At 74.1% G+C, this 19714-nt stretch carries 16 protein-coding genes; 7 read left to right on the top strand and 9 right to left on the bottom strand.

From position 1 onward, the window contains the following. Positions 1-43: 43 nt before the first annotated feature. The 3 genes from H4F90_RS07670 to H4F90_RS07660 all read right to left on the bottom strand — a co-directional run bounded on the left by H4F90_RS07670 (position 44) and on the right by H4F90_RS07660 (position 3786). Positions 44-667, bottom strand: a complete 624-nt coding sequence (locus H4F90_RS07670; protein WP_182663193.1) for a redoxin domain-containing protein — start codon at positions 665-667, stop codon at positions 44-46. A gap of 51 nt (positions 668-718) precedes the next feature. Continuing rightward, positions 719-2968: a protein-disulfide reductase DsbD family protein gene (locus H4F90_RS07665; RefSeq protein WP_182663843.1), complete on the bottom strand. Its 2250-nt coding sequence runs from the start codon at positions 2966-2968 to the stop codon at positions 719-721. 191 nt (positions 2969-3159) lie between these two features. After that, positions 3160-3786 (bottom strand): LysE family translocator, encoded by a 627-nt coding sequence (locus tag H4F90_RS07660; protein WP_182663191.1) that lies wholly within the window; start codon positions 3784-3786, stop codon positions 3160-3162. Between the two features lie 85 nt (positions 3787-3871). On the opposite strand from H4F90_RS07660, the gene H4F90_RS07655 reads away from it, so the two are divergent. After that, positions 3872-4798: a hypothetical protein gene (locus H4F90_RS07655; protein ID WP_182663189.1), complete on the top strand. Its 927-nt coding sequence runs from the start codon at positions 3872-3874 to the stop codon at positions 4796-4798. Positions 4799-4823: 25 nt separating this feature from the next. Here H4F90_RS07655 and H4F90_RS07650 read toward each other — a convergent pair whose 3' ends face one another. The 4 genes from H4F90_RS07650 to H4F90_RS07635 all read right to left on the bottom strand — a co-directional run bounded on the left by H4F90_RS07650 (position 4824) and on the right by H4F90_RS07635 (position 11487). Beyond that, on the bottom strand, positions 4824-6752 hold the full coding sequence (locus tag H4F90_RS07650) for an ATP-binding cassette domain-containing protein (RefSeq protein ID WP_182663188.1): 1929 nt from the start codon (positions 6750-6752) through the stop codon (positions 4824-4826). Positions 6753-6846: 94 nt separating this feature from the next. Continuing rightward, the gene (gshB, locus tag H4F90_RS07645; RefSeq protein ID WP_182663186.1) at positions 6847-7821 is read right to left on the bottom strand and encodes a glutathione synthase; all 975 of its coding nucleotides are present in this window, start codon (positions 7819-7821) and stop codon (positions 6847-6849) included. A gap of 71 nt (positions 7822-7892) precedes the next feature. After that, positions 7893-9779 carry a potassium transporter Kup gene (locus H4F90_RS07640; protein ID WP_182663184.1) on the bottom strand — a complete coding sequence of 629 codons (1887 nt, stop codon included), beginning with the start codon at positions 9777-9779 and terminating at the stop codon, positions 7893-7895. 103 nt (positions 9780-9882) lie between these two features. Then, positions 9883-11487 (bottom strand): tetratricopeptide repeat protein, encoded by a 1605-nt coding sequence (locus tag H4F90_RS07635; RefSeq protein WP_182663182.1) that lies wholly within the window; start codon positions 11485-11487, stop codon positions 9883-9885. Positions 11488-11659: 172 nt separating this feature from the next. Here H4F90_RS07635 and H4F90_RS07630 point away from each other — a divergent pair, with 172 nt between their 5' ends. Beyond that, on the top strand, positions 11660-13657 hold the full coding sequence (locus tag H4F90_RS07630) for a CocE/NonD family hydrolase (RefSeq protein WP_182663180.1): 1998 nt from the start codon (positions 11660-11662) through the stop codon (positions 13655-13657). Positions 13658-13744: 87 nt separating this feature from the next. Here H4F90_RS07630 and H4F90_RS07625 read toward each other — a convergent pair whose 3' ends face one another. Then, a complete protein-coding gene (locus H4F90_RS07625) occupies positions 13745-14428 on the bottom strand; it encodes an alpha/beta hydrolase (RefSeq protein ID WP_182663178.1) in 684 nt (227 codons plus the stop codon). Between the two features lie 66 nt (positions 14429-14494). Between H4F90_RS07625 and H4F90_RS07620 the strand changes: the two genes are divergently transcribed. Then, on the top strand, positions 14495-14704 hold the full coding sequence (locus H4F90_RS07620; RefSeq protein WP_182663176.1) for an AbrB/MazE/SpoVT family DNA-binding domain-containing protein: 210 nt from the start codon (positions 14495-14497) through the stop codon (positions 14702-14704). Between the two features lie 144 nt (positions 14705-14848). Further along, entirely contained in the window at positions 14849-16009 is a 1161-nt protein-coding gene (locus H4F90_RS07615) for a Fic family protein (RefSeq protein ID WP_182663174.1), read from the top strand. A gap of 24 nt (positions 16010-16033) precedes the next feature. On the opposite strand, the gene tgt is transcribed toward H4F90_RS07615, so the two are convergent. Then, the gene (tgt, locus tag H4F90_RS07610) at positions 16034-17248 is read right to left on the bottom strand and encodes a tRNA guanosine(34) transglycosylase Tgt (RefSeq protein WP_182663172.1); all 1215 of its coding nucleotides are present in this window, start codon (positions 17246-17248) and stop codon (positions 16034-16036) included. Positions 17249-17526: 278 nt separating this feature from the next. On the opposite strand from tgt, the gene H4F90_RS15745 reads away from it, so the two are divergent. The 3 genes from H4F90_RS15745 to H4F90_RS07595 are packed head-to-tail and all read left to right on the top strand — an operon-like array spanning position 17527 to position 19547. Further along, positions 17527-18285, top strand: a complete 759-nt coding sequence (locus H4F90_RS15745; RefSeq protein WP_182663170.1) for a TonB family protein — start codon at positions 17527-17529, stop codon at positions 18283-18285. 55 nt (positions 18286-18340) lie between these two features. Continuing rightward, positions 18341-19105, top strand: coding sequence for a MotA/TolQ/ExbB proton channel family protein (locus tag H4F90_RS07600; protein ID WP_182663168.1), 765 nt, complete (start codon positions 18341-18343; stop codon positions 19103-19105). A 25-nt stretch (positions 19106-19130) separates the two neighbouring features. Beyond that, positions 19131-19547: an ExbD/TolR family protein gene (locus H4F90_RS07595; RefSeq protein ID WP_182663166.1), complete on the top strand. Its 417-nt coding sequence runs from the start codon at positions 19131-19133 to the stop codon at positions 19545-19547. The last annotated feature ends 167 nt before the right edge of the window (positions 19548-19714 follow it).

Here is a 19714-nt window from a genome sequence, read left to right as displayed (position 1 = left end):
GTGGGTCGACTTTAGCCGCCCGCGCGACGCCCCTTCCCTGGCCTCAGTCGTACTTGACCGAGCAGCCGTAGGGCGCGGTCACCGCGGGACGAACCGGCTGGCCCGCGGCGAGCTGGGCCAGCACCCCCGGCACATGCTGGGTGGCCCGGGCGATGTCCTCGGGCCTGGCGCTGGCGATGCTGTCGACCGCGCCGACATAGGCCAGCCGGCCCTGGGGCTGGATCACGACCAGCTGCGGCGTCGTCTTCGCCCCGTAGCTCCGCCCGACCAGGCCGTCGGGGTCGAGCAGCGTGGCGGTGGGCGCCGCGCCCTGCGCAGTCATCCAGTCGCCCAGGTCTGCCGGAGCCATGTGGTCGCCATGTCGGGGCGAGGTGGAGTTCACCGTCAGCCAGACCACCCCCGCCGCCGTGGCCGCCTTCTGCTGGGCCGGCAGGTTGCCGCTGGCGTAGTGCTTGCGGACGAAGGGGCAGCCGGGGTTGGTCCATTCCAGCACCACGGTCTTGCCGGCAAAGTCGGCCAGCTGCACGAGGCGGCCGGCGGTGTCCTTCAGGCTGAACGGGGGGGCGGGCTGGCCGACCGAGACCGGCGCGGCCGGGGCCGGCAGGCTCCAGGCCAGGGCCGAGGCGGAGATCACGGCCAGGGCCGTGGGGAGATGGCGACGTTGCATGGGGGTCCTCCGGCAGGGTGGCGGGGCGGGCGCCCCCGGCCGAAGCCGGATTCAGAGCGCCGCCAGGGCTTGCAGGACCTCCTCCCGGCTCGGCAGTTCACTCAAAAGCCGAGGCTGCGCCTCCGGACGACCCGGGAAAAACACATAAACCGGCACCCCGCTGCGGCCGAGGCGGCCGAGCTCGGCGGTGATCGCGGCATCGCGCATCGTCCAGTCGGCGCGCAGCTTGAGCACGCGCTGGCCGTCCATCGCGGCCAGCACCGCGGCATCGGCCAGCACGGTGCGCTTGTTGTACTGGCAGGTCACGCACCAGGCGGCGGTGAAGTCGACGAAGACCGGCTGGCCCGCGGCCCGGGCCGCGACGACCTTCTCGGCCGACCAGGGCTGCCAGTCGGCCGAGGCCGAGGGCTGCGCCGCCGCCGTGGGGGCCGCCACCGACCCGGCACCGGCCTGCCAGCCCGGCCAGGCCCAGCCCAGGCTGACCGCCAGCAGCAGCAGGCCCAGGCCGCGCCAGGCCGTGCGGGCCAGCCCGCCCGCCCAGGGCGTGGCCCAGGCCCAGGCGGCGAAGGCCAGGGCCAGCAGCACGCCCAGCAGGCCGACCAGGCCCTCCACCCCCGTCTGCAGGCCCAGCACCCAGCCCAGCCAGACCACGGTGGCGAACATCGGGAAGGCCATCAGCCCCTTGAACCGCACCATCCAGAGCCCTGGCCGCGGCAGGCGCCGGGCCAGGCCAGGCATCGCGCTCAGCAGCAGGTAGGGCAAGGCCATGCCCAGGCCCAGCAGCGCGAAGACGAGCAGGGCCTGCGCCGCGGGCAGGGCCACCGCCGCGCCCAGGGCCGCGCCCATGAAGGGTGCGGTGCAGGGCGAAGCCACCGCCACCGCCAGCACGCCCGAGAGCGCATCGTCGACCCGCGGATGGCGGGCCCGCAGCCCGCCCAGGCCGGCCGGCAGCAGGCCGCCGATCTCGAAGACGCCCGCCAGGTTCAGGCCGATCAGGGTGAAGAGGACGGCCATGCCGGCGATGAAGGCCGGGCTCTGCAGCTGAAAACCCCAGCCGAGCTGCTCGCCCGCCGCGCGCAGCGCCAGCAGGACACCGGCCAGCAGCAGGAAGCTGAGGATCACGCCCGCCGTGTAGGCCAGGCCGCCGCCGAGCAGGGCGCGCCGGTCCTCGCCATGCTGGGCCAGGGCCAGGGCCTTGAGCGAAAGCACCGGGAAGACGCAGGGCATCAGGTTGAGGAGGGCGCCGCCGAGCAGCGCGCCCAGCAGCAAGGCCAGGCTCAGCGCGACCGGCTCGGCCGGCGGCGGCACGGCCGCCGCTCCCGCCAGCGCGGCCTGCAGGGCCGGCGGCAGCTCGACCGCCTCGACCGGCGGCAGGCCGCTGAGCGCGGCCTCCACGCGCAGCAGCCGCGCCTCGCCGCCCGCCGGGCCGGGCAGCACGCGCAGCACCACCGGCAGGCTGGCCGGGCTGCTGCTGCGCTGCGGCGAGAGCGGCCAGGCGGCCTCCAGCACCCCGCCCGTCCAGCGCAGGGCCGGCTCGGCGGCATGGTCGATCAGGGCCTCGGTCTCGCTGTAGAGCTCGACCGGCCGCCCCTGCAGCGCGGCCGGCAAGCCCTCGATGCGCAGCGCCAGCGCGCCGGGATCCAGGGGCGCCGCCCGCGGGCCGTGGCCGTCGTCGACCGGCACCGAGGCCGCGCCCGCTGGCGCCGGCTGGTGGCGGGCCGTGGCCTGCGCGCCGACCACGGCCTGCGGCCGCTGCGACCAACTCGCCTCGAAAGCCGCGCGGTGCGCGGCCAAGGCGCCCTGGGCCGGCAGGCGGATCTGGAAATCACCGCCGTCGGGAATGCACTCCTCCTTGCAGACCAGCCAGTCCGCGCGCAGCGAGACTTCCAGCGTCTCGCCGCGCCAGTCGGCCGGCAGGCTCAGCGCGACGGGCAGCAGCAGCTCGCCCTCGAAGCCGTAGTTCACCAGCGGGCCCACCCGCAGGCGATGCGGCACCGGCCAGTCGATGGGGCCGGCCTCCACGCCCGGCGGCAGCGTCCAGGCCAGCCGGGTCGGCAGGCCGGAATCGCCCGGGTTCTTCCAGTAGGTGTGCCAGTGCGGCTGGTGCTGCAGCTTCAAGCCCAGCCACATCGGCTTGCCGGGGCCCAGGCCTTCGGGCGCATGGGCGACCAGCTCGGCGCGCAGCTGGGGGGTCTCCACCACCGCGCCGGGCCCGGCCGGGTCGGCCGGCGCCGTGCCCAGGGCACGGGCCAGTGGGCCGGCGGCCTGGGCGGCCAGGGCCGCGGCCATCAGGGCGGCCATCAGGGCGGCCGCAACCAGGCCGCGGCGCAGGGCGGCGGGCAATCGATCCAGGCAGAAGGCGGCAGACACGGCAGGGGCTTGGGCAGAGGAGGGAGCAGGTACGGTCGGAGGGGATTGGAACGGATCGCCGCCCGAGGTTCCCGAGGCTCCCGCGAAGGGCCCGGTGCGGGCGGGGCCGGGCCGTCGGGCCCTCAATGCCGCAGCATCCACAGCGCCGTCAACGCCAGCAGGACGGCCGAGGCACGGTTGAAGCGCCGCATCCGGCGCCCGGGCACCGGGCCGCCGGCCAGCCAGCCGCGCAGGGCTGCGCCGAGGGCGGCGTAACTGAAGTTGCTGGCGAAACCGTAGACGGCCATCACCCCCAGCACGGTCAGCAGACGCGGCAGGGCGGTGTCCAGCTCGCCCGGCCGCGGCAGGGCCCAGCCGGCGCTGAGGGTGAGCGCAAACATCCAGGCCTTCACGTTCAGAAACTGCAGCAGCACGCCCTCGCGGTAGCCCAGGGGCCGTTCCCGGGCGGCCGCGGCGGCCGGCCCGCCGTCGGCCCGGGCCAGGCGCCAGGCCAGGCTCAGCAGATAGGCCAGGCCGAGCAGCTTCAGTGCCCCGCGCAAGGCCGGCTCGGCCGCCACCAGCGCGCCCACGCCCCCGGCCACCGCCGCCATCAGCAGCAGCCAGCCGCTGGGCACGGCCAGGCAGAAGGGCAGGGCCGCGCGCAGGCCGTGGCGGGCGGCCAGGGCCGTGACCAGCACGGTGTTCGGGCCGGGCGTGAAGGTCATGGTCGTTGCGAGCAGCAACAGGGCCAGCAGATCGTCCAGGGGCATCCGCACAGTGTCGCGTGCGCTCCGGCGCGCTGCAGGCGCTTCGGCTGGATACACCTCGACGGGCCGCGGCCGATAGAGTGCGGGGATGGATGAACCGACCGTGCCGATGGGCGAACCCGAGCTGTGGCGCGCCAGCGACTACCGCCGCGGCCTGACGCCGGCTGCGGGGGCCCCGCCGGTCGACCCGCGGCTGCGCGGGATCAGCCCCTCGCTTTATGCCGACCTGGCCCACGGTGGCGACGAAGGCCGCCCGGCCGACCTGCTCGAAGCCCTGGCCGCCTGTCTGCGCCATGGCTGCGCCGCCACGCTGCAGCTGGAGTGGGACGACCACGTGCTGCCCCTGACCCTGTTCCCGCGGGAACGCCTGGTGCACGCCCCCCTCAGCGCGGCGCAGCTCTGGGGCCTGCCCTTCGAGCGCCTGCGCCTGATCGAGGTCGAGCCCGCTGCGCTGCGCCCGCCCGGCCGGCCGGGCCGCAACAGCGAAGCGTCGTCCCCGGAGGCCCCGGAGCGGCGGCATCCGCCGGCCCGCGGGAACGGCCCGCTGCTGACCGGGCCGCTGGGCCCCGATCTGCTGCCGCTGAATCCCCTGGACGTGGACTTCGAGCTGAACCTGCCCCTGCTGCCCGATGCCGCGCCCGAGCAGCCCCCGGAAGCCGAGCCGCAGGCCGCCGGCGCGGATTGCCAGCCGCTGGCTCGCCTGGCCTGGACCCTGGCCCGGCTTGGCGGCCGTGAAGCCCTGCTGCCCGGCATCGCCGGGCCCGCGCTGTACCGCTGCACCCCCGACAGCCAGCTGCCGGGCGACGCGCCACCGGCCTGGCGCGAGGCCCTGCGGCGCCTGCGCGACCAGCCGGTCAGCGTGGAGACGGTGGCCGCCTGGCCCGGCATGGAGCCGGCCCAGGCGCGCCGGCTGCTGAACGGGCTCTACCTGCAGTCGGGCCTGATCGTGACGCGCTCCCATGTCGCGCTGACCTGGAGCGCCTGGTTCGGCGCCCTGCTGGGCCCGGAGCGCTGAGCCCAGCGCACGCGCCGCGGCGGCCTCAGCCGCCCAGCGCCTCCCAGCGTTCGAGGGCGGCCAGCAGTTCCTCGTCCAGCGCCGCATGGCGGGCCTGCAGGGCCGCGTACTCGGTGCTGCCGACGGCGGCATACAGGCCGGGATCGGCCAGCCGCAGCTCCAGCGCCTTCTGCTCGGCCTCCAGCGCGGCCAGGCGATCGGGCAGTGCATCCAGCTCGCGCTGCTCCTTGTAGCTGAGCTTGCGCCGGGCCACGGCCGGCGCAGCGGCCGGCGGCGGGGACGCGGGGGCGAGGGCGGGGCCTCCCGGCGCCGGCGCAGGCAGCCCGCGCGCGGCCTTGGCCGCCGTGGCCTGCAGCGCCGCCGCGCGGCGCGACTGGGCCAGCCAGTCCTCGATGCCGCCTTCGTATTCCTTCCAGCGGCCCTCCCCGTCGGCGCCCTCGGCGACCAGCACGCTGGTCACCACCGCGTCGACGAAGCGCCGATCGTGGCTGACCAGGAAGACGGTGCCGGGGTAGCTGGACAGCAGTTCCTCCAGCAGCTCCAGGGTCTCGATGTCGAGATCGTTGGTCGGCTCGTCCAGCACCAGCACATTGGCCGGCTGCGCGAAGAGCCGGGCCAGCAGCAGGCGGTTGCGCTCGCCGCCCGACAGGGTGCGGACCGGCGCATTGGCACGCTGCGGCGGGAACAGGAAATCGCCGAGGTAGCCGATCACGTGCTTGCGCGTGCCGCCGATCTCGACCCAGTCGCTGCCCGGGCTGATGGTCTCGGCCAGGGTCTTCTCGGGGTCCAGCACCTCGCGCAGCTGGTCGAAGTAGGCCACCGTGCGCTTGGTGCCGGTGCGGACGACGCCCTCGTCGGGCGACAGGTTGCCGAGGATGAGCTTGAGCAGCGTGGTCTTGCCCGCGCCGTTGGGGCCGACGATGCCGAGGCGGTCGCCGCGCAGCACGGTCAGGTCCAGCCCGCGCACCACCTGGCGCAGGCTGCCGTCGGGCCGCGGCCAGGCCTTGCTGACGCCTTCGAGCACGGCCACCAGCTGGCCGCTGCGCTCGCCGGCGTCCAGGTCCAGCTTGACGCGGCCCACCTGCTCGCGCCGGGCAGCGCGCGCCGCGCGCAGGCCTTCGAGCCGGCCGATGCGGGCCACGCTGCGCGTGCGGCGGGCCTCGACGCCCTGGCGCACCCAGACCTCCTCCTGCGCCAGCAGCTTGTCGGCACGCGCGTTGAGCAGGGCCTCGGCCTCCAGCTCGCGCTGCTTGGTGGCCTCGTAGGCGCTGTAGCGGCCGGGGTAGCTGCGCAGGATGCCGCGGTCCAGCTCGACGATGCGGGTCGCCACCGCGTCGAGGAAGCTGCGGTCGTGGGTCACCACGATCAGCGCGCCACGCCATTCGGCCAGCAGCTCCTGCAGCCAGACGATGGCCTCCAGGTCCAGGTGGTTGGTCGGCTCGTCGAGGAAGAGCACGTCGGGCTGGGCCACCAGGGCCTGGGCCAGGGCCACGCGCTTCTTCAGCCCGCCGGACAGGCTGTCGACCCGGCGCGCCGGATCCAGCGCCAGGCGCTGCAGGGTGGCGTCGACCCGCTGCTCCCAGGTCCAGCCGTCCAGGGCTTCGATGCGGGTCTGGAGGGCGTCGAGGTCGTCGCCGTCCTGGTGGGCCTCGTAGCGCGCGCGCAGGGCCTTGGCCTCGGCCACGCCCTCGGACACCGCGTCGAAGATGGTGGCCTCGGGCGCGAAGCTCGGCTCCTGCGGCAGGTAGTGGCGGCGCAGGCCCTGCTGCTGCTGGAGCAGGCCGTCGTCGAGCTTCTCCAGCCCCGCCAGCACCTTGAGCAGCGAGGACTTGCCGGTGCCGTTGCGGCCGATCAGGCCCAGCCGTTCACCCGCCTCCAGGCTGAGGCTGGCGCGGTCGAGCAGGGCCCAGTGGCCGTAGGCGAGTTGAGCGTCGGTGAGCGAAAGCAGGGCCATGGGATCCGTTCCAGTGAAGCCGGATTGTCCCTGGCCCGGCCGCATCGGCCCGCCCGTCGCGGCAAGGCCGGGATGGGCGGGGCGGCGAGGGGACTCAGCGCGCAGCCCGGGCGGCCTGCACCCGACGCTCGACGGCGTCGATGAACAGCCCGCCCACGTCCAGGCCGCTGGCCTTCGTGATTTCCTGGAAGCCGGTCGGGCTGGTGACGTTGATCTCGGTCAGGCGCTCGCCGATCACGTCCAGGCCCACCAGCGTGAGGCCGCGCGCGGCCAGCACCGGGCCCAGGGTCTCGGCGATGTGCCGGTCGGTGTCGGTCAGCGGCTGCACCACGCCCTTGCCACCGGCCGCCAGGTTGCCGCGCACCTCGCCGCCCTGCGGAATGCGCGCCAGGGCCCAGGGCACGGCCACGCCCTCGATCAGCAGGATGCGCTTGTCGCCCTGGGCGATGGCCGGCTCGAAGCGCTGCACCATCACCGTCTGCGCGCCGTGGCGGTTCAGGGTCTCGACGATGCTGCCGAGGTTCAGGCCGTCCTCGCGCACGCGGAAGATGCCCATGCCACCCATGCCGTCCAGGGGCTTGAGGATGAGGTCGCCGTGCGCGGCGTGGAAGCGCCGGATGTCGGCCGCGTCGCGCGTCACCAGGGTCGGCGGGATGAGCTGCGGAAACTCGAGGATCGCGAGCTTCTCCGGGTGGTCGCGCAGCGCACGCGGGCGGTTCAGCACGAGGGCGCCTTCGCGCTCGGCCTGCTCCAGCAGGTGGGTGGCGTAGAGGTACTCGGCGTCGAAGGGCGGGTCCTTGCGCATGATCACCGCGTCGACCTCGGCCAGCGGCTGCGGCCGCTCGTCGGGCGCCTGCTGGGCGGCCTGGAACCACGGGGCCTCGGTGCCGGTGAGGCTGAGGTCGCGCACGTAGGCGGTGACCGGGCCGCCGGACTGCCACATCAGGTCGCGCGGCGTGCAGGCCATCAGGCGGTGGCCGCGGGCGGCGGCGGCACGCATCATGGCGAAGGTCGAGTCCTTCGCGATCTTGAAGCTTTCCAGCGGGTCGGCGACGAAGAGCAGGTCCAAGCAGGTCTCCCAGGGTCAGGGCCGGCACCCTACACCGGGCGCGAAGGCCCCGCGCGGCGGCGGGCGGCGGCTCAGATCTCGATCTTGGAGCCCAGCTCGACGATGCGGTTGGTCGGCAGGTTCAGGAAGTCCGCCGCGGCCGCGGCATTGCGATGCATGCTGGCGAAGAGCTTCTCGCGCCACAGCGCCATGCCCGAGCCGACCGAGGGGATCACGATGTCGCGGCTCAGGAAGTAGCTGGTCTCCATGTCGTCGAGCTGGCAGCCGCGGCCGACGAGCTGCTGCAGGGCCTCGGGCACGTCGGGGTCGTTCTTGAAGCCGAAGTGCAGCGTGACCTGCCAGCAGTCGTGGCCCAGCGGCTCGACCTGCACGCGGCGGTCGAAACCGATCCACGGCACCTCGTGGTGCTGCACCGTCACGAACAGGTTCTGCTCGTGCAGCACCTTGTTGTGCTTGAGGTTGTGCAGCAGGGCATTGGGCGTCACGTCCTTCTCGGCGCTGAGGAAGACGGCCGTGCCGGGCACGCGCAGCGGCGGGCTGAGGAAGACGGATTCCAGGAAGCCGCGCAGGTCGATCGAATCGTCGCGCAGGCGGTCGGCCATCAGGGCCCGGCCCCGCTTCCAGGTCATCATCAGCGTGAACATGAAGCCGCCGATCAGCAGCGGAAACCAGCCGCCGTCGAGGATCTTCACGGCATTGGCGGCAAAGAAGAGCGCGTCGACGACGAAGAAGAAGACCGTCGCCAGCACGCACAGCAGCCAGGGGTAGCCCCAGGCGTGGCGGATCACGAAGAAGGTCATCACGGTGGTGATGAGCATGTCGGTGGTCACCGCGATGCCATAGGCCGCGGCCAGCTTGGTGCTTGAGCCGAAGGTCACCACCGCCAGCACGATGCCGGCATACAGGCCCCAGTTCACGAAGGGGATGTAGATCTGGCCGGTGGACTTGACCGAGGTGTGCAGGATGCGCAGCCGCGGCAGGTAGCCGAGCTGGATGGCCTGCTTGGTCACCGAGAAGGCCGCGGTGATCAGGGCCTGCGAGGCGATCACGGTGGCCACCGTGGCCATGCCGATCAGCGGATAGAGCGCCCAGGTCGGCGCCATCTCGTAGAAGGGGTTCTTGATGTTCTCGGGATGGGCCAGCAGCATCGCGCCCTGGCCGAAGTAGTTCAGCACCAGGGCCGGCATCACCCAGAAGAACCAGGCCATGCGGATGGGCCGCTTGCCGAAGTGGCCCATGTCGGCATACAGGGCCTCGGCGCCGGTCACGCACAGCACGATGGCGCCAAGCGCGAAGAAGGCCGTGCCGGGATGGCGCAGGATGAAGCCGATCGCATGGTGCGGGCTCAGCGCGGTCAGCACGGCCGGGTTCTGCACGATGTGCATCAGGCCGAGCAGGGCCAGCACGGCGAACCACACGGCGGTGAAGGGCCCGAAGTAGCGGCCCACCGCCGCGGTGCCGAAGCGCTGCGCGGCGAACAGCACGGTCAGCACCAGCAGGGTCAGCGGCAGCACCCAGCGGTGCAGGCCGGGCGCGGCCACCTCCAGGCCCTCGACGGCGGAGAGCACCGAGATGGCCGGCGTGATCACCCCGTCGCCGTAGAAGATGGCGGTGCCGAAGATGCCGAGCATCAGCAGCACATTGCGCAGGCGGGGCTTGTCCTTCACCGCGGTGGAGGCCAGCGCGAGCATCGCGATCAGCCCGCCTTCCCCGTTGTTGTCGGCGCGCAGGATCAGCGCGACGTACTTGAAGGAGACGATGACGGTCAGCGTCCAGAACACGAGGGAGAGCACGCCCAGCATGTTCTCGGGCGTGAACTCGACATGCCCATGGTTGAAGACCTCCTTGAGCGCGTACAGCGGACTGGTGCCGATGTCGCCGTACACCACGCCGATGGCGGCGAGGGCGGCCGCCGCGAGCGAGGCGCGGCTGGCCTGGGGGTCATGGTTTGCGGACACAGGGCAGACGGATCAGCCAGGGAAGGCGCATTGTGCGCCGAGCCACCGCGGGCGGACCGGACTTTGCGGCAATGCAGCAAAAGCGTTCACGCAGCCCCCCGGATCAGGCGGGTGCGAGGTCGAAGGCGATGCAGATGCGCTCGACCTCGCCATCGAAGGGCAGGGTGCGGTGGAAGAGCGAGGACGGGAAGAAGACCACGTCGCCTGCCCGGGGCTGCAGCACGGTCTCGGGCCAGTCGGCACGCTGGCGCGGGTAGCCGTTGCCGTCCAGGCCGAAGGCGATGGCGCCGTCCTGGCGGCCCGGCGGCGGCTCGGGCACCTGCAGGTAGACCACGCCGGACAGCCAGCCCTCCTCGTGGATGTGCGCGCTCAGGTGGCCGCCGCGGCGCATGGCCACCGACCAGGCGCCGCTGAAGACGGGCTCGGCGGGAAAGTCGCGGGCGTAGACGCCGAGCGCCGGGTCCAGGCCGGCGCGGTAGGCCTGCAAGGCGCCGCGCAGCAGCTCGGCCAGGGTGCGGAAGGAGGCCTCGGGCCGCTTGAACAGATGGCCGGCGGACTGCACGCCGTGGTGGAGCCGGCCCTGCTTGCGCTCGGCCATGCGCGCCTCGCGCAGGTCGCGCAGCAGGGCCGCGCGCAGCGGGCTGTCGGCCTCGGCCAGCGGGGCCAGGCGGCCGTGGTGGAGGGCGCGGAAGGGTTCGGGGCAGAAGCCGCAGGCATCGGGCAGGCCGTGCTCGTGGGCGTGGTGGGCCGAGAGCGTGGCCACCCAGGGCGCGCGGTGCGGGCCCGCCGCCAGCTGCTGCGCCAGCTGCGTGCGGAAGGCTTCGCGGCGGCCGAGCCGGTACAGCAGATCCAGGCGGCGCTGGGCGGCGTCGTGCAGCGAGGTCTGCTCGAAGCAGGCCAGCGCGGCGTCCAACTGGCCGCCGTCGAAGGCGACCACGCCGAGGGCGTAGTGCGCAGCGGCATGCGCGGGGTCGATGGCCAGCGCGGCGCGGTAGGCGGCCACGGCCTCGTCCACCCGGCCCTGGTCCCAGCGGGTCTCGCCCAGGCGGGTGTGGGTGTCGGCGGCCAGGGCCGGCTCGGGGGCGCCGCGCAGGGCGGCCTCGAAGGCCTCGACCGCCTCGTCCAGCCGGCCCTGGCTGCGCAGCGCGGTGCCCAGGTTGTGGCGCAGGCGCGGCAGCTCGCGGCGGCGCAGGGCCTCGCGGTAGTGCTCGATGGCCTCGTCCAGGCGGCCCCGGGCCTGCAGCACGGCGCCGAGGTTGCCCAGGGTCTCGACGGCCTCCGGGGCCTGCACCAGGGCGGCACGGAAGGCGGCCTCGGCTTCCTCCAGCCGCCCCAGGCGCTGCAGGGTGGTGCCCAGGTTGTAGTGCGCCACCGTCAGCTCCGGCCGCGCCGCCAGCACCGCGCGGTAGCTGGCCACCGCCTCGGCCAGCTGGCCGGCGGCGGCCTGGGCCACGGCCAGGTTGAAGCGCAGCTCGGGCGCCTGCGGCGCCAGCTGCACCGCGCGCTGGAAGCTGTGGACGGCGGCCGCATGGCGGCCCTGCTCGTTCAGCGCGCTGCCCAGCAGGTTGTGCAGCAGCAGGGCCTCGGGATGCTTGCCCAGGGCCTTGCGGGCCTGGGCTTCGAGCTGCGGCCAGCGGCCGGCCTGGGCCAGGGCGATCAGATCCTGCGCCAGCGGGGACGGCAGGGGAACGGGGGCACGGGGCGGCATGGGCAGGGCGGGCTCGCAAATCGACAGGCGGCCGCTTGTAGCACCGCCCCCCGCGGCGCGGCAGGGGCGAAACGCGGGGCCGGCGCGCCCCCGGCCCGGCGTTTTCCGCAGGGCCGACGCCTGACGCATCTGCTTACAGTGCTTCGGCCGACCGACGCCTTCCGGATCCGCCATGGCCCGCCTGCCCTTCAGCCCGTCCCCGTCCCGACCCGTCGATCGGGCCACCCGCCCGCCCGGGCTCCCGGCGTCGCGGCTGCGGCGGCCGGGGGCGGCCCTGGTCCTCGGGCTGGGCCTGAGCCTGGGGGCGGGCGCCCTGGCCCCCGGCGCGGCGGAGGCCGCGGGCTTCGGCGCCGGAGTGCGCCTGACGGGCGCCCAGCGCCCGGACCTGCTGCTGCAGCGCGACGCCAGCTCGGCCGCCCTGCCCGCCTGCGCGCGGCTGCAGGGCCTGGCGGGCGGACGCCACCACCGCGTGCAGCTCACCTCCGCCCAGAGCGGCCAGCCCATCGTCTTCGAGCTGATCGAGCCCAAGGTCTTCGACTGCCAGCGCGGCCACCCCCTGGTGCTGCACGGCCACGGCTTCGGCGGCTCGCGGACGGTGGACCCGGCCGGCACCTTCCTGGAGCGCCTGCAGGCCCAGGGCCATGTGGTGATCAGCCTCGACCTGCGCGGCTTCGGCGAGAGCGGCGGCACGGTGCGCGTGATGGACCCCAACACCGACGGCCGCGACCTGCTGCAGGTGCTGGACTGGGCCGAGACCCACCTCGACTTCCTGGCCCACGACCCCCAGCCCGGCGGCGGCCACAACCTGGTGGCCGGCGCCACCGGGGGCAGCTACGGCGGCATGTTCCAGCTGCTGCTGCACAACCTGGATGCGAAGCGCCGCCTGGACGCGCTGACGCCCGACATCACCCCGCACGACCTGCGCGACAGCCTGAACCCCAACGGCGTCATCAAGACCGCCTGGGTCGCGCTGCTGGTGGCCCTGGGCGAGAGCGGCGCCAGCCAGAAGCTGATCGGCGGCCTGGACCCGCTGATCCGCGAGACCCTGGTGCGCGGCGTGGCGACCAACACCTTCCCGGCCGGCGCCCTGCCCTTCTTCTACTACCACTCGGCCAAGTACTTCCTCGACGGCCTGCCGGCCGCGCAGCAGACGCCGATGCGCTTCCTGGGCGCCGGCCTGTCGGGCAGCCTGGGCTACGACTTTCCGGCCGTGCCGCCGCCGCCCGTCAGCATCCTGTTCAGCCAGGGCGTGCGCGACACGCTCTTCAACTTCAACGCCGGCTTCGCCAACTTCCAGGGCTACCGCGCCCGCGGCGGCGACGTGCGGCTGCTGAGCCACGAGGGCGGCCACATCCTGCCCGGCAGCGCCACCGTGCTGGACGCCCTGGGCCCGCTGAGCCCGGCCAGCGCCGCCCTGCAGGCCCGTCTGGCCGCCCTGGGCCTGCGCCTGCCCGACACCCAGGCCCCGGCCGGCCCCGAGCGCTGCGGCCGGCTCGACCGCCTGGATGCCACCCTGGCCTTCCTCAACGAGAAGCTGCAGCCGCCCGCCGCCACCGCGCCGAGCGCGGCCGTGGCCGCCGACCTGGCCCGGCTGCGCAGCGAGGTCTGCCTCTCCCTCGCGCCCGACCAGGCCCTGTGGCTGAGCCCCGCCCGCCTGGCCGGCGCCAACCTCGTGACCGCCAGCCTGCCGGCGCGCAGCGTGCCGCTGGCCCAGGGCCTGACGGGCGCGGGCAGCCTGGTCGCGCCGGTCTTCGTGCCCCTGAGCGGCCTGCCGGCCGACCGCCGCATCCTGGCCGGCATCGGCCAGCTCGACCTGAGCCTTAGCGCCCCGCTGGCCGCGCTGACGCCCTGCGTGCGCGCCCGGCTCGGCGCCGCCGCCGACCCGCTGCTGGACCTGCAGCTGGGCTGCGACCCCATCGTGCTGGTCGGCTGGGGCGCGCGCCGCGGCAGCGAGGCGCCACGCCTGATCGACGAACAGCTCACCCCGCTGCGTGGCCTGAAGCGCCACACCCTGCCCATGGTCGGCGTGGCCGAACGCCTGGCCCCGGACGAGACCCTGGGCCTGCTGCTGCACGGCGCCCACCTGCAGTACGCGAGCAGCCTGTCGCGCGACCTGCTGCTGCCGGCTGTGACCGTGCAGGGCACGGTCAAGGTGCCGCTGGAGCGCTGAGCCGGCGGGCCGGGTGGGCCGGCGCCCGTGCCATTCGCCGGTCCGCCGGCCCCGGGTCGCGGGGCCGGACCGACCCGCCCCGCGGGTTCAGGCCGCCGGCGCGGCCAACACGCGCAGGAGGAAGGCCTCGATGGCCTCGATCTCCTCCGGGCTCACCGAGTGAGGCATGGGGTAGCGCTGCCACTCGACCGCGTAGCCCAGGGCTGCGAGCTGGTCGCGCGAGGCCTCGGCCCGTGCGATCGGGATGATCGGATCCCAGTCGCCATGGGCCAGGAAGACCGGCGTGGCCGCATTGGCCGCATGGCGCTCGGCCGCCGTGGTCGCCGCCAGCGGCAGGTAGCCCGACAGCCCCACCAGGCCGGCCAGGCGGTTGGGCTGGCGCAGGCCGGCCATCAGCGTCATCGCGCAGCCCTGCGAGAAGCCCATCAGCACGATGCGCTCGGCGGGCACGCCGCGCGCGATCTCGGCCGCGATCAGCGCATCCACCAGCGCCTGCGATTCGCGCAGGCTGGCCTCGTCCTCGCGGCGCAGCAGATCGGCCTCGCGGATGTCGTACCAGGCCCGCATCACGTAGCCGCCGTTGATCGTCACCGGCCGCTTGGGCGCGTGCGGCAGCACATAGCGCACCGCGCCGAGGGCCGAGAGATCCAGCTCGCGGCAGACCGGCACGAAGTCATGCCCATCGGCCCCCAGGCCGTGCAGCACGATCACGGTGGCGACAGGGGCGGCGCCGGCCGGGCCGGCGAGGAGTTCAACGGTGTCGAGGGTCATGGCAAGGTGGGCGGCAGCTCGAAAAGCCCGCAAGATACCGCCCTTCCAGAATGGAGGCCTTGCACCATGACCCCGCTACAGATCGTCCCCGTGGGCGCAGAACTTGGCCTCGTCCTGCCCGACGAGGTGCTGAGGCGCCTCGATCTGTCCGCGGGCGACCCCGTGGTGCTGACGGCCACGGCGGACCGGCTGATGCTGACGCGCCCGGGTGGCCAGGCTGCTCCGTTACCCGAGGATTTGGCGGCAGGCAGCCCACCTGCCGCGGAATCCACCTGAATTCGCCCTCGTTCACGGCTTGAGCGCCGGACCGCGTTGCGGCAGTCGATGCGCTTCCGCTGGACGCGGGCGTGCGGCGCGCACGACCTCAGCGAATGCGGCCAAGGCCTTGCCTTTGCGGCGATCGCGGCGTTTAATCACCGCGTGAAAAGCGGTGAAAAAACCTACATCTGGGAAGCGGAAGACTGGCCGCGGTGGCGCTACGACCTCGGCGCGCTCAGCGGGCGGCTGGCCGAGGTCAGCCGTGCGCAGGGCCTGCTGCTGGGGCGGCTGGCCGATGTCGGTCTGGCCCTGCGTGCGCAGGCCAGCCTGGATGCGCTGAGCGAGGACGTGGTCAAGACCAGCGAGATCGAAGGGGAGGCGCTGGACCTGCTTTCGGTGCGCTCTTCCCTGGCGCGCCGCATGGGCGTGGACCTGGGCGCCGTGGCGCCGGTGGATCGGCATGTGGAAGGCGTGGTGGAGATGGTGCTCGACGCCACCACCCGAGCCGCCGCGCCCCTGACGGCCGAGCGCTTGTTCGGCTGGCACGCAGCCTTGTTTCCGACCGGCTACTCCGGCATGAGCCGCATCGCCGTCGGGCAGTGGCGCCGCGACGTCGACGGGCCCATGCAGGTGGTTTCCGGTCCGCCGGGGCGGCGTACGGTCCATTTCCAGGCACCACCGGCCGAGGCGCTGGCGGCCGAGACCGCGCGCTTCCTGACCTGGGCCGAGGCCGATACGGGCGAGCCCATGCTGATCAAGGCGGGACTGGCGCACCTGTGGTTCGTGACGCTGCATCCCTTCGACGATGGCAATGGCCGCATCGCCCGGGCCGTGGGGGATCTGTTCCTGGCCCGGGCTGACGGCAGCCCTCAGCGCTTCTACAGCCTCTCGGCCCAGATCCAGCGCGAGCGCAAGGACTACTACGCCGTGCTCGAACGCAGCCAGAAGGGCAGCCTGGAAGTGAGCGCGTGGCTGGCCTGGTTCCTGGACACGCTGGGCCGGGCACTGGCCCATGCCCAGGGCGTCCTGGATGCGGTGCTGCGCAAGGCGCGCTGCTGGCAAGGCTGGGCAGGGCTGCCGCTGAACGGGCGGCAGGTGAAGCTGCTGAACCGGCTGCTCGATGGCTTCGAGGGCAAGCTGAGCAGCGGCAAGTGGGCGGCGATCGCGAAGTGTTCGAACGACACGGCGCTGCGCGACATCACGCAGCTGCTGGCGCTTGGCGTGCTGCGCAAGGCCCCAGGGGGAGGCCGCAGCACCGCCTATGAGCTGGTGGCGGATGCGGCCTGTCCCGTCGTGCAGGGCGCCGGGGCGGGCCGGGGCTGAAGGCCGGGCGCCGCGGGCGGCTCCTCACACCCCCCGCCCCCGATCCGCCGCAAAGCTCGCCCGCCATGCCGCGAACTGCCCGGCCTCGATCGCCGCGCGCATTTCGCGGGTGAGCTGCTGGTAGTAGTGCAGGTTGTGGATGCTGGCGAGCATGGGGCCGAGCATTTCGCCGCAGCGGTCGAGGTGGTGCAGGTAGGCGCGGCTGAAGCCGCCGGGGCCGCCCTGCGCCACCGGCACGCCGCTGGGGCCGGCGCAGGCATAGCAGGCGCAGCTCGGGTCCACCGGGCCGGGGTCGCTGCGGTGGCGGGCGTTGCGCAGCTTGAGGTCGCCGTAGCGGGTGAAGAGGTGGCCGTTGCGGGCGTTGCGGGTGGGCATGACGCAGTCGAACATGTCGATGCCCATGGACACGCCCTCGACCAGGTCCTCCGGCGTGCCCACGCCCATCAGGTAGTGCGGCTTGTGCGCCGGCAGGCGCGGGCCGAGGTGGGCCAGGATGCGGCGCATCTCGGCCTTGGGCTCGCCGACGCTGAGGCCGCCCACGGCGATGCCGGGCAGGTCCAGGGCTTCCAGGCCGGCCAGGCTTTCCTCGCGCAGGGCCTCGAACATGCCGCCCTGGACGATGCCGAAGAGGGCGTTGGGGTTCTCGAAGCGGCCCATGGCCTCCTGGCAGCGCCGGGCCCAGCGCAGGCTCAGTTCCATGGAGCTGCGGGCCTCGGCCTCGGTGGTGATGTGGCCGGCGGCCTCCTGCGGGCTCAGGCCCTTGACGCTGGCGGCGCTGCTGCCGGGCTTCCAGTAGGGCGTGCACTCGTCGAACTGCATGACGATGTCGCTGTTCAGCACGGTCTGGATGCGGATGCTTTCCTCGGGCGTGAGCAGCAGCTTGTCGCCGTTGACGGGGGAGGCGAAGCGCACGCCCTCCTCGCTGATCTTGCGCATCTCGCCGAGGGACCAGACCTGGAAGCCGCCGCTGTCGGTGAGGATGGGCTTGTCCCAGCCCTCGAAGGCATGCAGGCCGCCGAAGGCGCCGATCACGTCCAGCCCCGGCCGCAGCCAGAGGTGGAAGGTGTTGCCCAGGATGATGGGCGCGCCGATGGCATGCAGGTCGCGCGGCGTCATGCCCTTGACCGTGCCGTAGGTGCCGACGGGCATGAAGACCGGCGTCTCGACGACGCCATGGGCCAGGGTGAGGCGGCCGCGGCGGGCATGGCCCTCCGTGGCGAGCAGGTCGAAATGCAGCATGGGGCGATTGTCGGGCCGGGGCCGGGGCCGGGGCCGGGGCCGGGGCAGGACGGCAGGGCGGCGGGTGGCAGGGCGGCGGGCGGCAAGGGAAGGGCGGGGGACGCGGAGCGGCTGTGGCGAGCTTCTGACAACTTTGCCAACGCGAATCATTCTCAAATACACTCGCGAATGATTCGCAACACGATCCGCGGCGCCTGATGCGCGGCCTGCCACCGGATCGGCCTGCGTCCCTGGCGCGGGCCCGCCCCCACCCCGTCGTCCTCCCGCCGCCCCACACGATGTCCGCCGCCCAGGCCTCCGCCCTTCACGCCGCCCATGCCGCCCCGCTGTCGCGCCCGGCGGTTTCCGGCCTGACGCTGGCCGTGCTGCTGGCCCACGGCCTGCTGGGCCTGGGCTTGATCCTGGGGCTGGATGCGCCGGAGGCCCCGCCGCTGCGGCCGGTGGTCGAGGCGGTGCTGCTCGCCCCGCCGACGGTGCCGGCTGCCACCGCACGCGCCCTGCCGGAGCCGCCCCGGCCGGCGCCCCGCCCGGTGACCCGGCCCCAGCCCCAGCCGCCGGCACCCCTGGCCACACCGGAGCCCGCACCCCTGGCCGAGCAGGAGCACGTGGCCCCGCCGCCCTTGCCCCAGGCAGTCGCCGAGCCCGCACCGGCAGCGCCGGCCCGCCCGGTCGCCGCGGCCGAGACCCGGCCCGGCCCGGTGCCTGCCGACACGTCGCCGCGCCCGGCCCCGCCCCCCGCACCGGCCCAGGAGGCCACGCCGCTGCCGCCCGGCGCCCTGCGCTATCGCCAGGCCCCCGCGCCGTCCTACCCGCTGCTGTCGCGCCGCCAGCAGGAGGCCGGCACGGTGATGCTGCGCATCCTGGTCGATGCCCTGGGCCGGCCGCGCGAATGGCGGATCGAGACCAGCTCGGGCCACCCGCGCCTGGATGCCGCCGCGCTGGCCGCGGCCGCGCAGACCCTGTTCGAGCCGCCGCCGCAGGCCCCGGCCCGCGGCGTGTGGGTGCTGGCGCCGATCGACTTCGTGCTGGGCCGCTGAGGCGCGCCCGCCCTTCCCTTCCTGCTTCGCCCCGTTCGCTTTCCGGAGCCTCCCCATGACCGAATCCAACCCCCTGGGCCTGGCCCACCTGCTGGCCAGCACCGATGCGGTGGGCCGCACGCTCTTCGTCGTCCTGCTGCTGATGTCGGTGGCCTCGTGGACGGTGATGGCCGTGCAGGCCCTGGCCCGCTGGCGCGGCCGCCAGCGCGGCAGCGCCTTCCTGGCGCGCTTCTGGGCGGCGCCCTCGCTGGCTGCCGCCGGGCGCGAGCTGGCCGAGACGGCCCCGCAAGAGGCCTTCGGCCGCCTGGCCCTGCGCGCGCTGGAGGCCCGCGCCCATCACGACACCCACGGCGCGGGCGATGCCAGGCGCCTGGCCGAGGCCGGCGGCCTGCACGACTTCGTGGAGCGTGCGATCAAGCAGGGTCTGGACGAGGAGGCGCTGCGCGCCGAGCACGGGCTGACCCTGCTGGCCACCGTCGGCGCCACCGCGCCCTTCGTCGGCCTCTTCGGCACGGTCTGGGGCGTCTACCACGCCCTGATCGGCATCGGTTCGGCCGGCAGCCTGGGCACGCTGGACCAGGTCGCCGGCCCGGTCGGCGAGGCCCTGGTGATGACCGGCCTGGGCCTGGCCGTCGCGATCCCTGCGGTGATCGCCTACAACGTGCTGGTGCGCGGCAACCGCCTGCTGGCCGGCCGGCTCGACGGCTTTGCGCATCAGCTGATGAGCCTGGTGGCCACCGGCGCGGCACTGGGCCGCGGCCCGGCCGAGGCACCCTCGCAGGCCCCGCTCCGCGTCGCCCGCTCGGCCCAGCCGGCCTGAGTCCGACCCCCGCAAGGAGCCCCCGATGGCCTTCGGCAATTTCGACCGCTCGCGCAGCGGTGCCCCACTGGCGGAGATCAACATGGTCCCGCTGATCGATGTGATGCTGGTGCTGCTGGTGATCTTCATCCTGGCCGCCCCGCTGGCCGCCCACCAGGTGGCGCTGCAGCTGCCCAAGGTCAGCGCCGAGCCGCTCAAGGCCGAGCCCGAGCGCATCGACTTTGCGATCGACGCCGAGGGCCAGCGCCTGTGGAACGGCCAGGCCCTGAGCCGCGAGGCCGCCGCCGCCCGCTTCGCCGAGGCCGCCCAGCGCCAGCCGCAGCCGCTGCTGCAGCTGCGCGCCGACGAGGCGGTGGCCTATCGGCTGGTGGCCGAGACCCTGGGCGACGCCTCGCGCGCCGGCCTGGCCCGCATCGGCTTTGTCAGCCAGCCCGCGCCCTGAGCCACCGCGGGCCGCCGGCTTCGCCCCCCACCCCTCTTCCCTGATCCCCGGATCCGTTCCCCGCCAGCCCGCGGGCGCCCCAGGCGCCCCAGCCCCCCCCCCGACAGACCGGGGCGGGACACGCCAGCCACCGAGCCCCGGACCCCTGCAAACCTTCCTCGGAGACT

This window comes from Aquariibacter albus, from assembly GCF_014145335.1.
GTDB classification, from domain to species: domain Bacteria; phylum Pseudomonadota; class Gammaproteobacteria; order Burkholderiales; family Burkholderiaceae_C; genus Aquariibacter; species Aquariibacter albus.
This window is presented reverse-complemented; position numbering and strand designations above follow the sequence as displayed.

Coding starts and splice junctions, on each gene's coding strand:
- H4F90_RS07670 (WP_182663193.1), bottom strand. CDS start 667: ATGCAACGTCGCCATCTCCCCACGGCCCTGGCCGTGATCTCCGCCTCG.
- H4F90_RS07665 (WP_182663843.1), bottom strand. CDS start 2,968: ATGGCCGCCCTGATGGCCGCGGCCCTGGCCGCCCAGGCCGCCGGCCCA.
- H4F90_RS07660 (WP_182663191.1), bottom strand. CDS start 3,786: ATGCCCCTGGACGATCTGCTGGCCCTGTTGCTGCTCGCAACGACCATG.
- H4F90_RS07655 (WP_182663189.1), top strand. CDS start 3,872: ATGGATGAACCGACCGTGCCGATGGGCGAACCCGAGCTGTGGCGCGCC.
- H4F90_RS07650 (WP_182663188.1), bottom strand. CDS start 6,752: ATGGCCCTGCTTTCGCTCACCGACGCTCAACTCGCCTACGGCCACTGG.
- H4F90_RS07635 (WP_182663182.1), bottom strand. CDS start 11,487: ATGCCGCCCCGTGCCCCCGTTCCCCTGCCGTCCCCGCTGGCGCAGGAT.
- H4F90_RS07630 (WP_182663180.1), top strand. CDS start 11,660: ATGGCCCGCCTGCCCTTCAGCCCGTCCCCGTCCCGACCCGTCGATCGG.
- H4F90_RS07625 (WP_182663178.1), bottom strand. CDS start 14,428: ATGACCCTCGACACCGTTGAACTCCTCGCCGGCCCGGCCGGCGCCGCC.
- H4F90_RS07620 (WP_182663176.1), top strand. CDS start 14,495: ATGACCCCGCTACAGATCGTCCCCGTGGGCGCAGAACTTGGCCTCGTC.
- tgt (WP_182663172.1), bottom strand. CDS start 17,248: ATGCTGCATTTCGACCTGCTCGCCACGGAGGGCCATGCCCGCCGCGGC.
- H4F90_RS15745 (WP_182663170.1), top strand. CDS start 17,527: ATGTCCGCCGCCCAGGCCTCCGCCCTTCACGCCGCCCATGCCGCCCCG.
- H4F90_RS07600 (WP_182663168.1), top strand. CDS start 18,341: ATGACCGAATCCAACCCCCTGGGCCTGGCCCACCTGCTGGCCAGCACC.
- H4F90_RS07595 (WP_182663166.1), top strand. CDS start 19,131: ATGGCCTTCGGCAATTTCGACCGCTCGCGCAGCGGTGCCCCACTGGCG.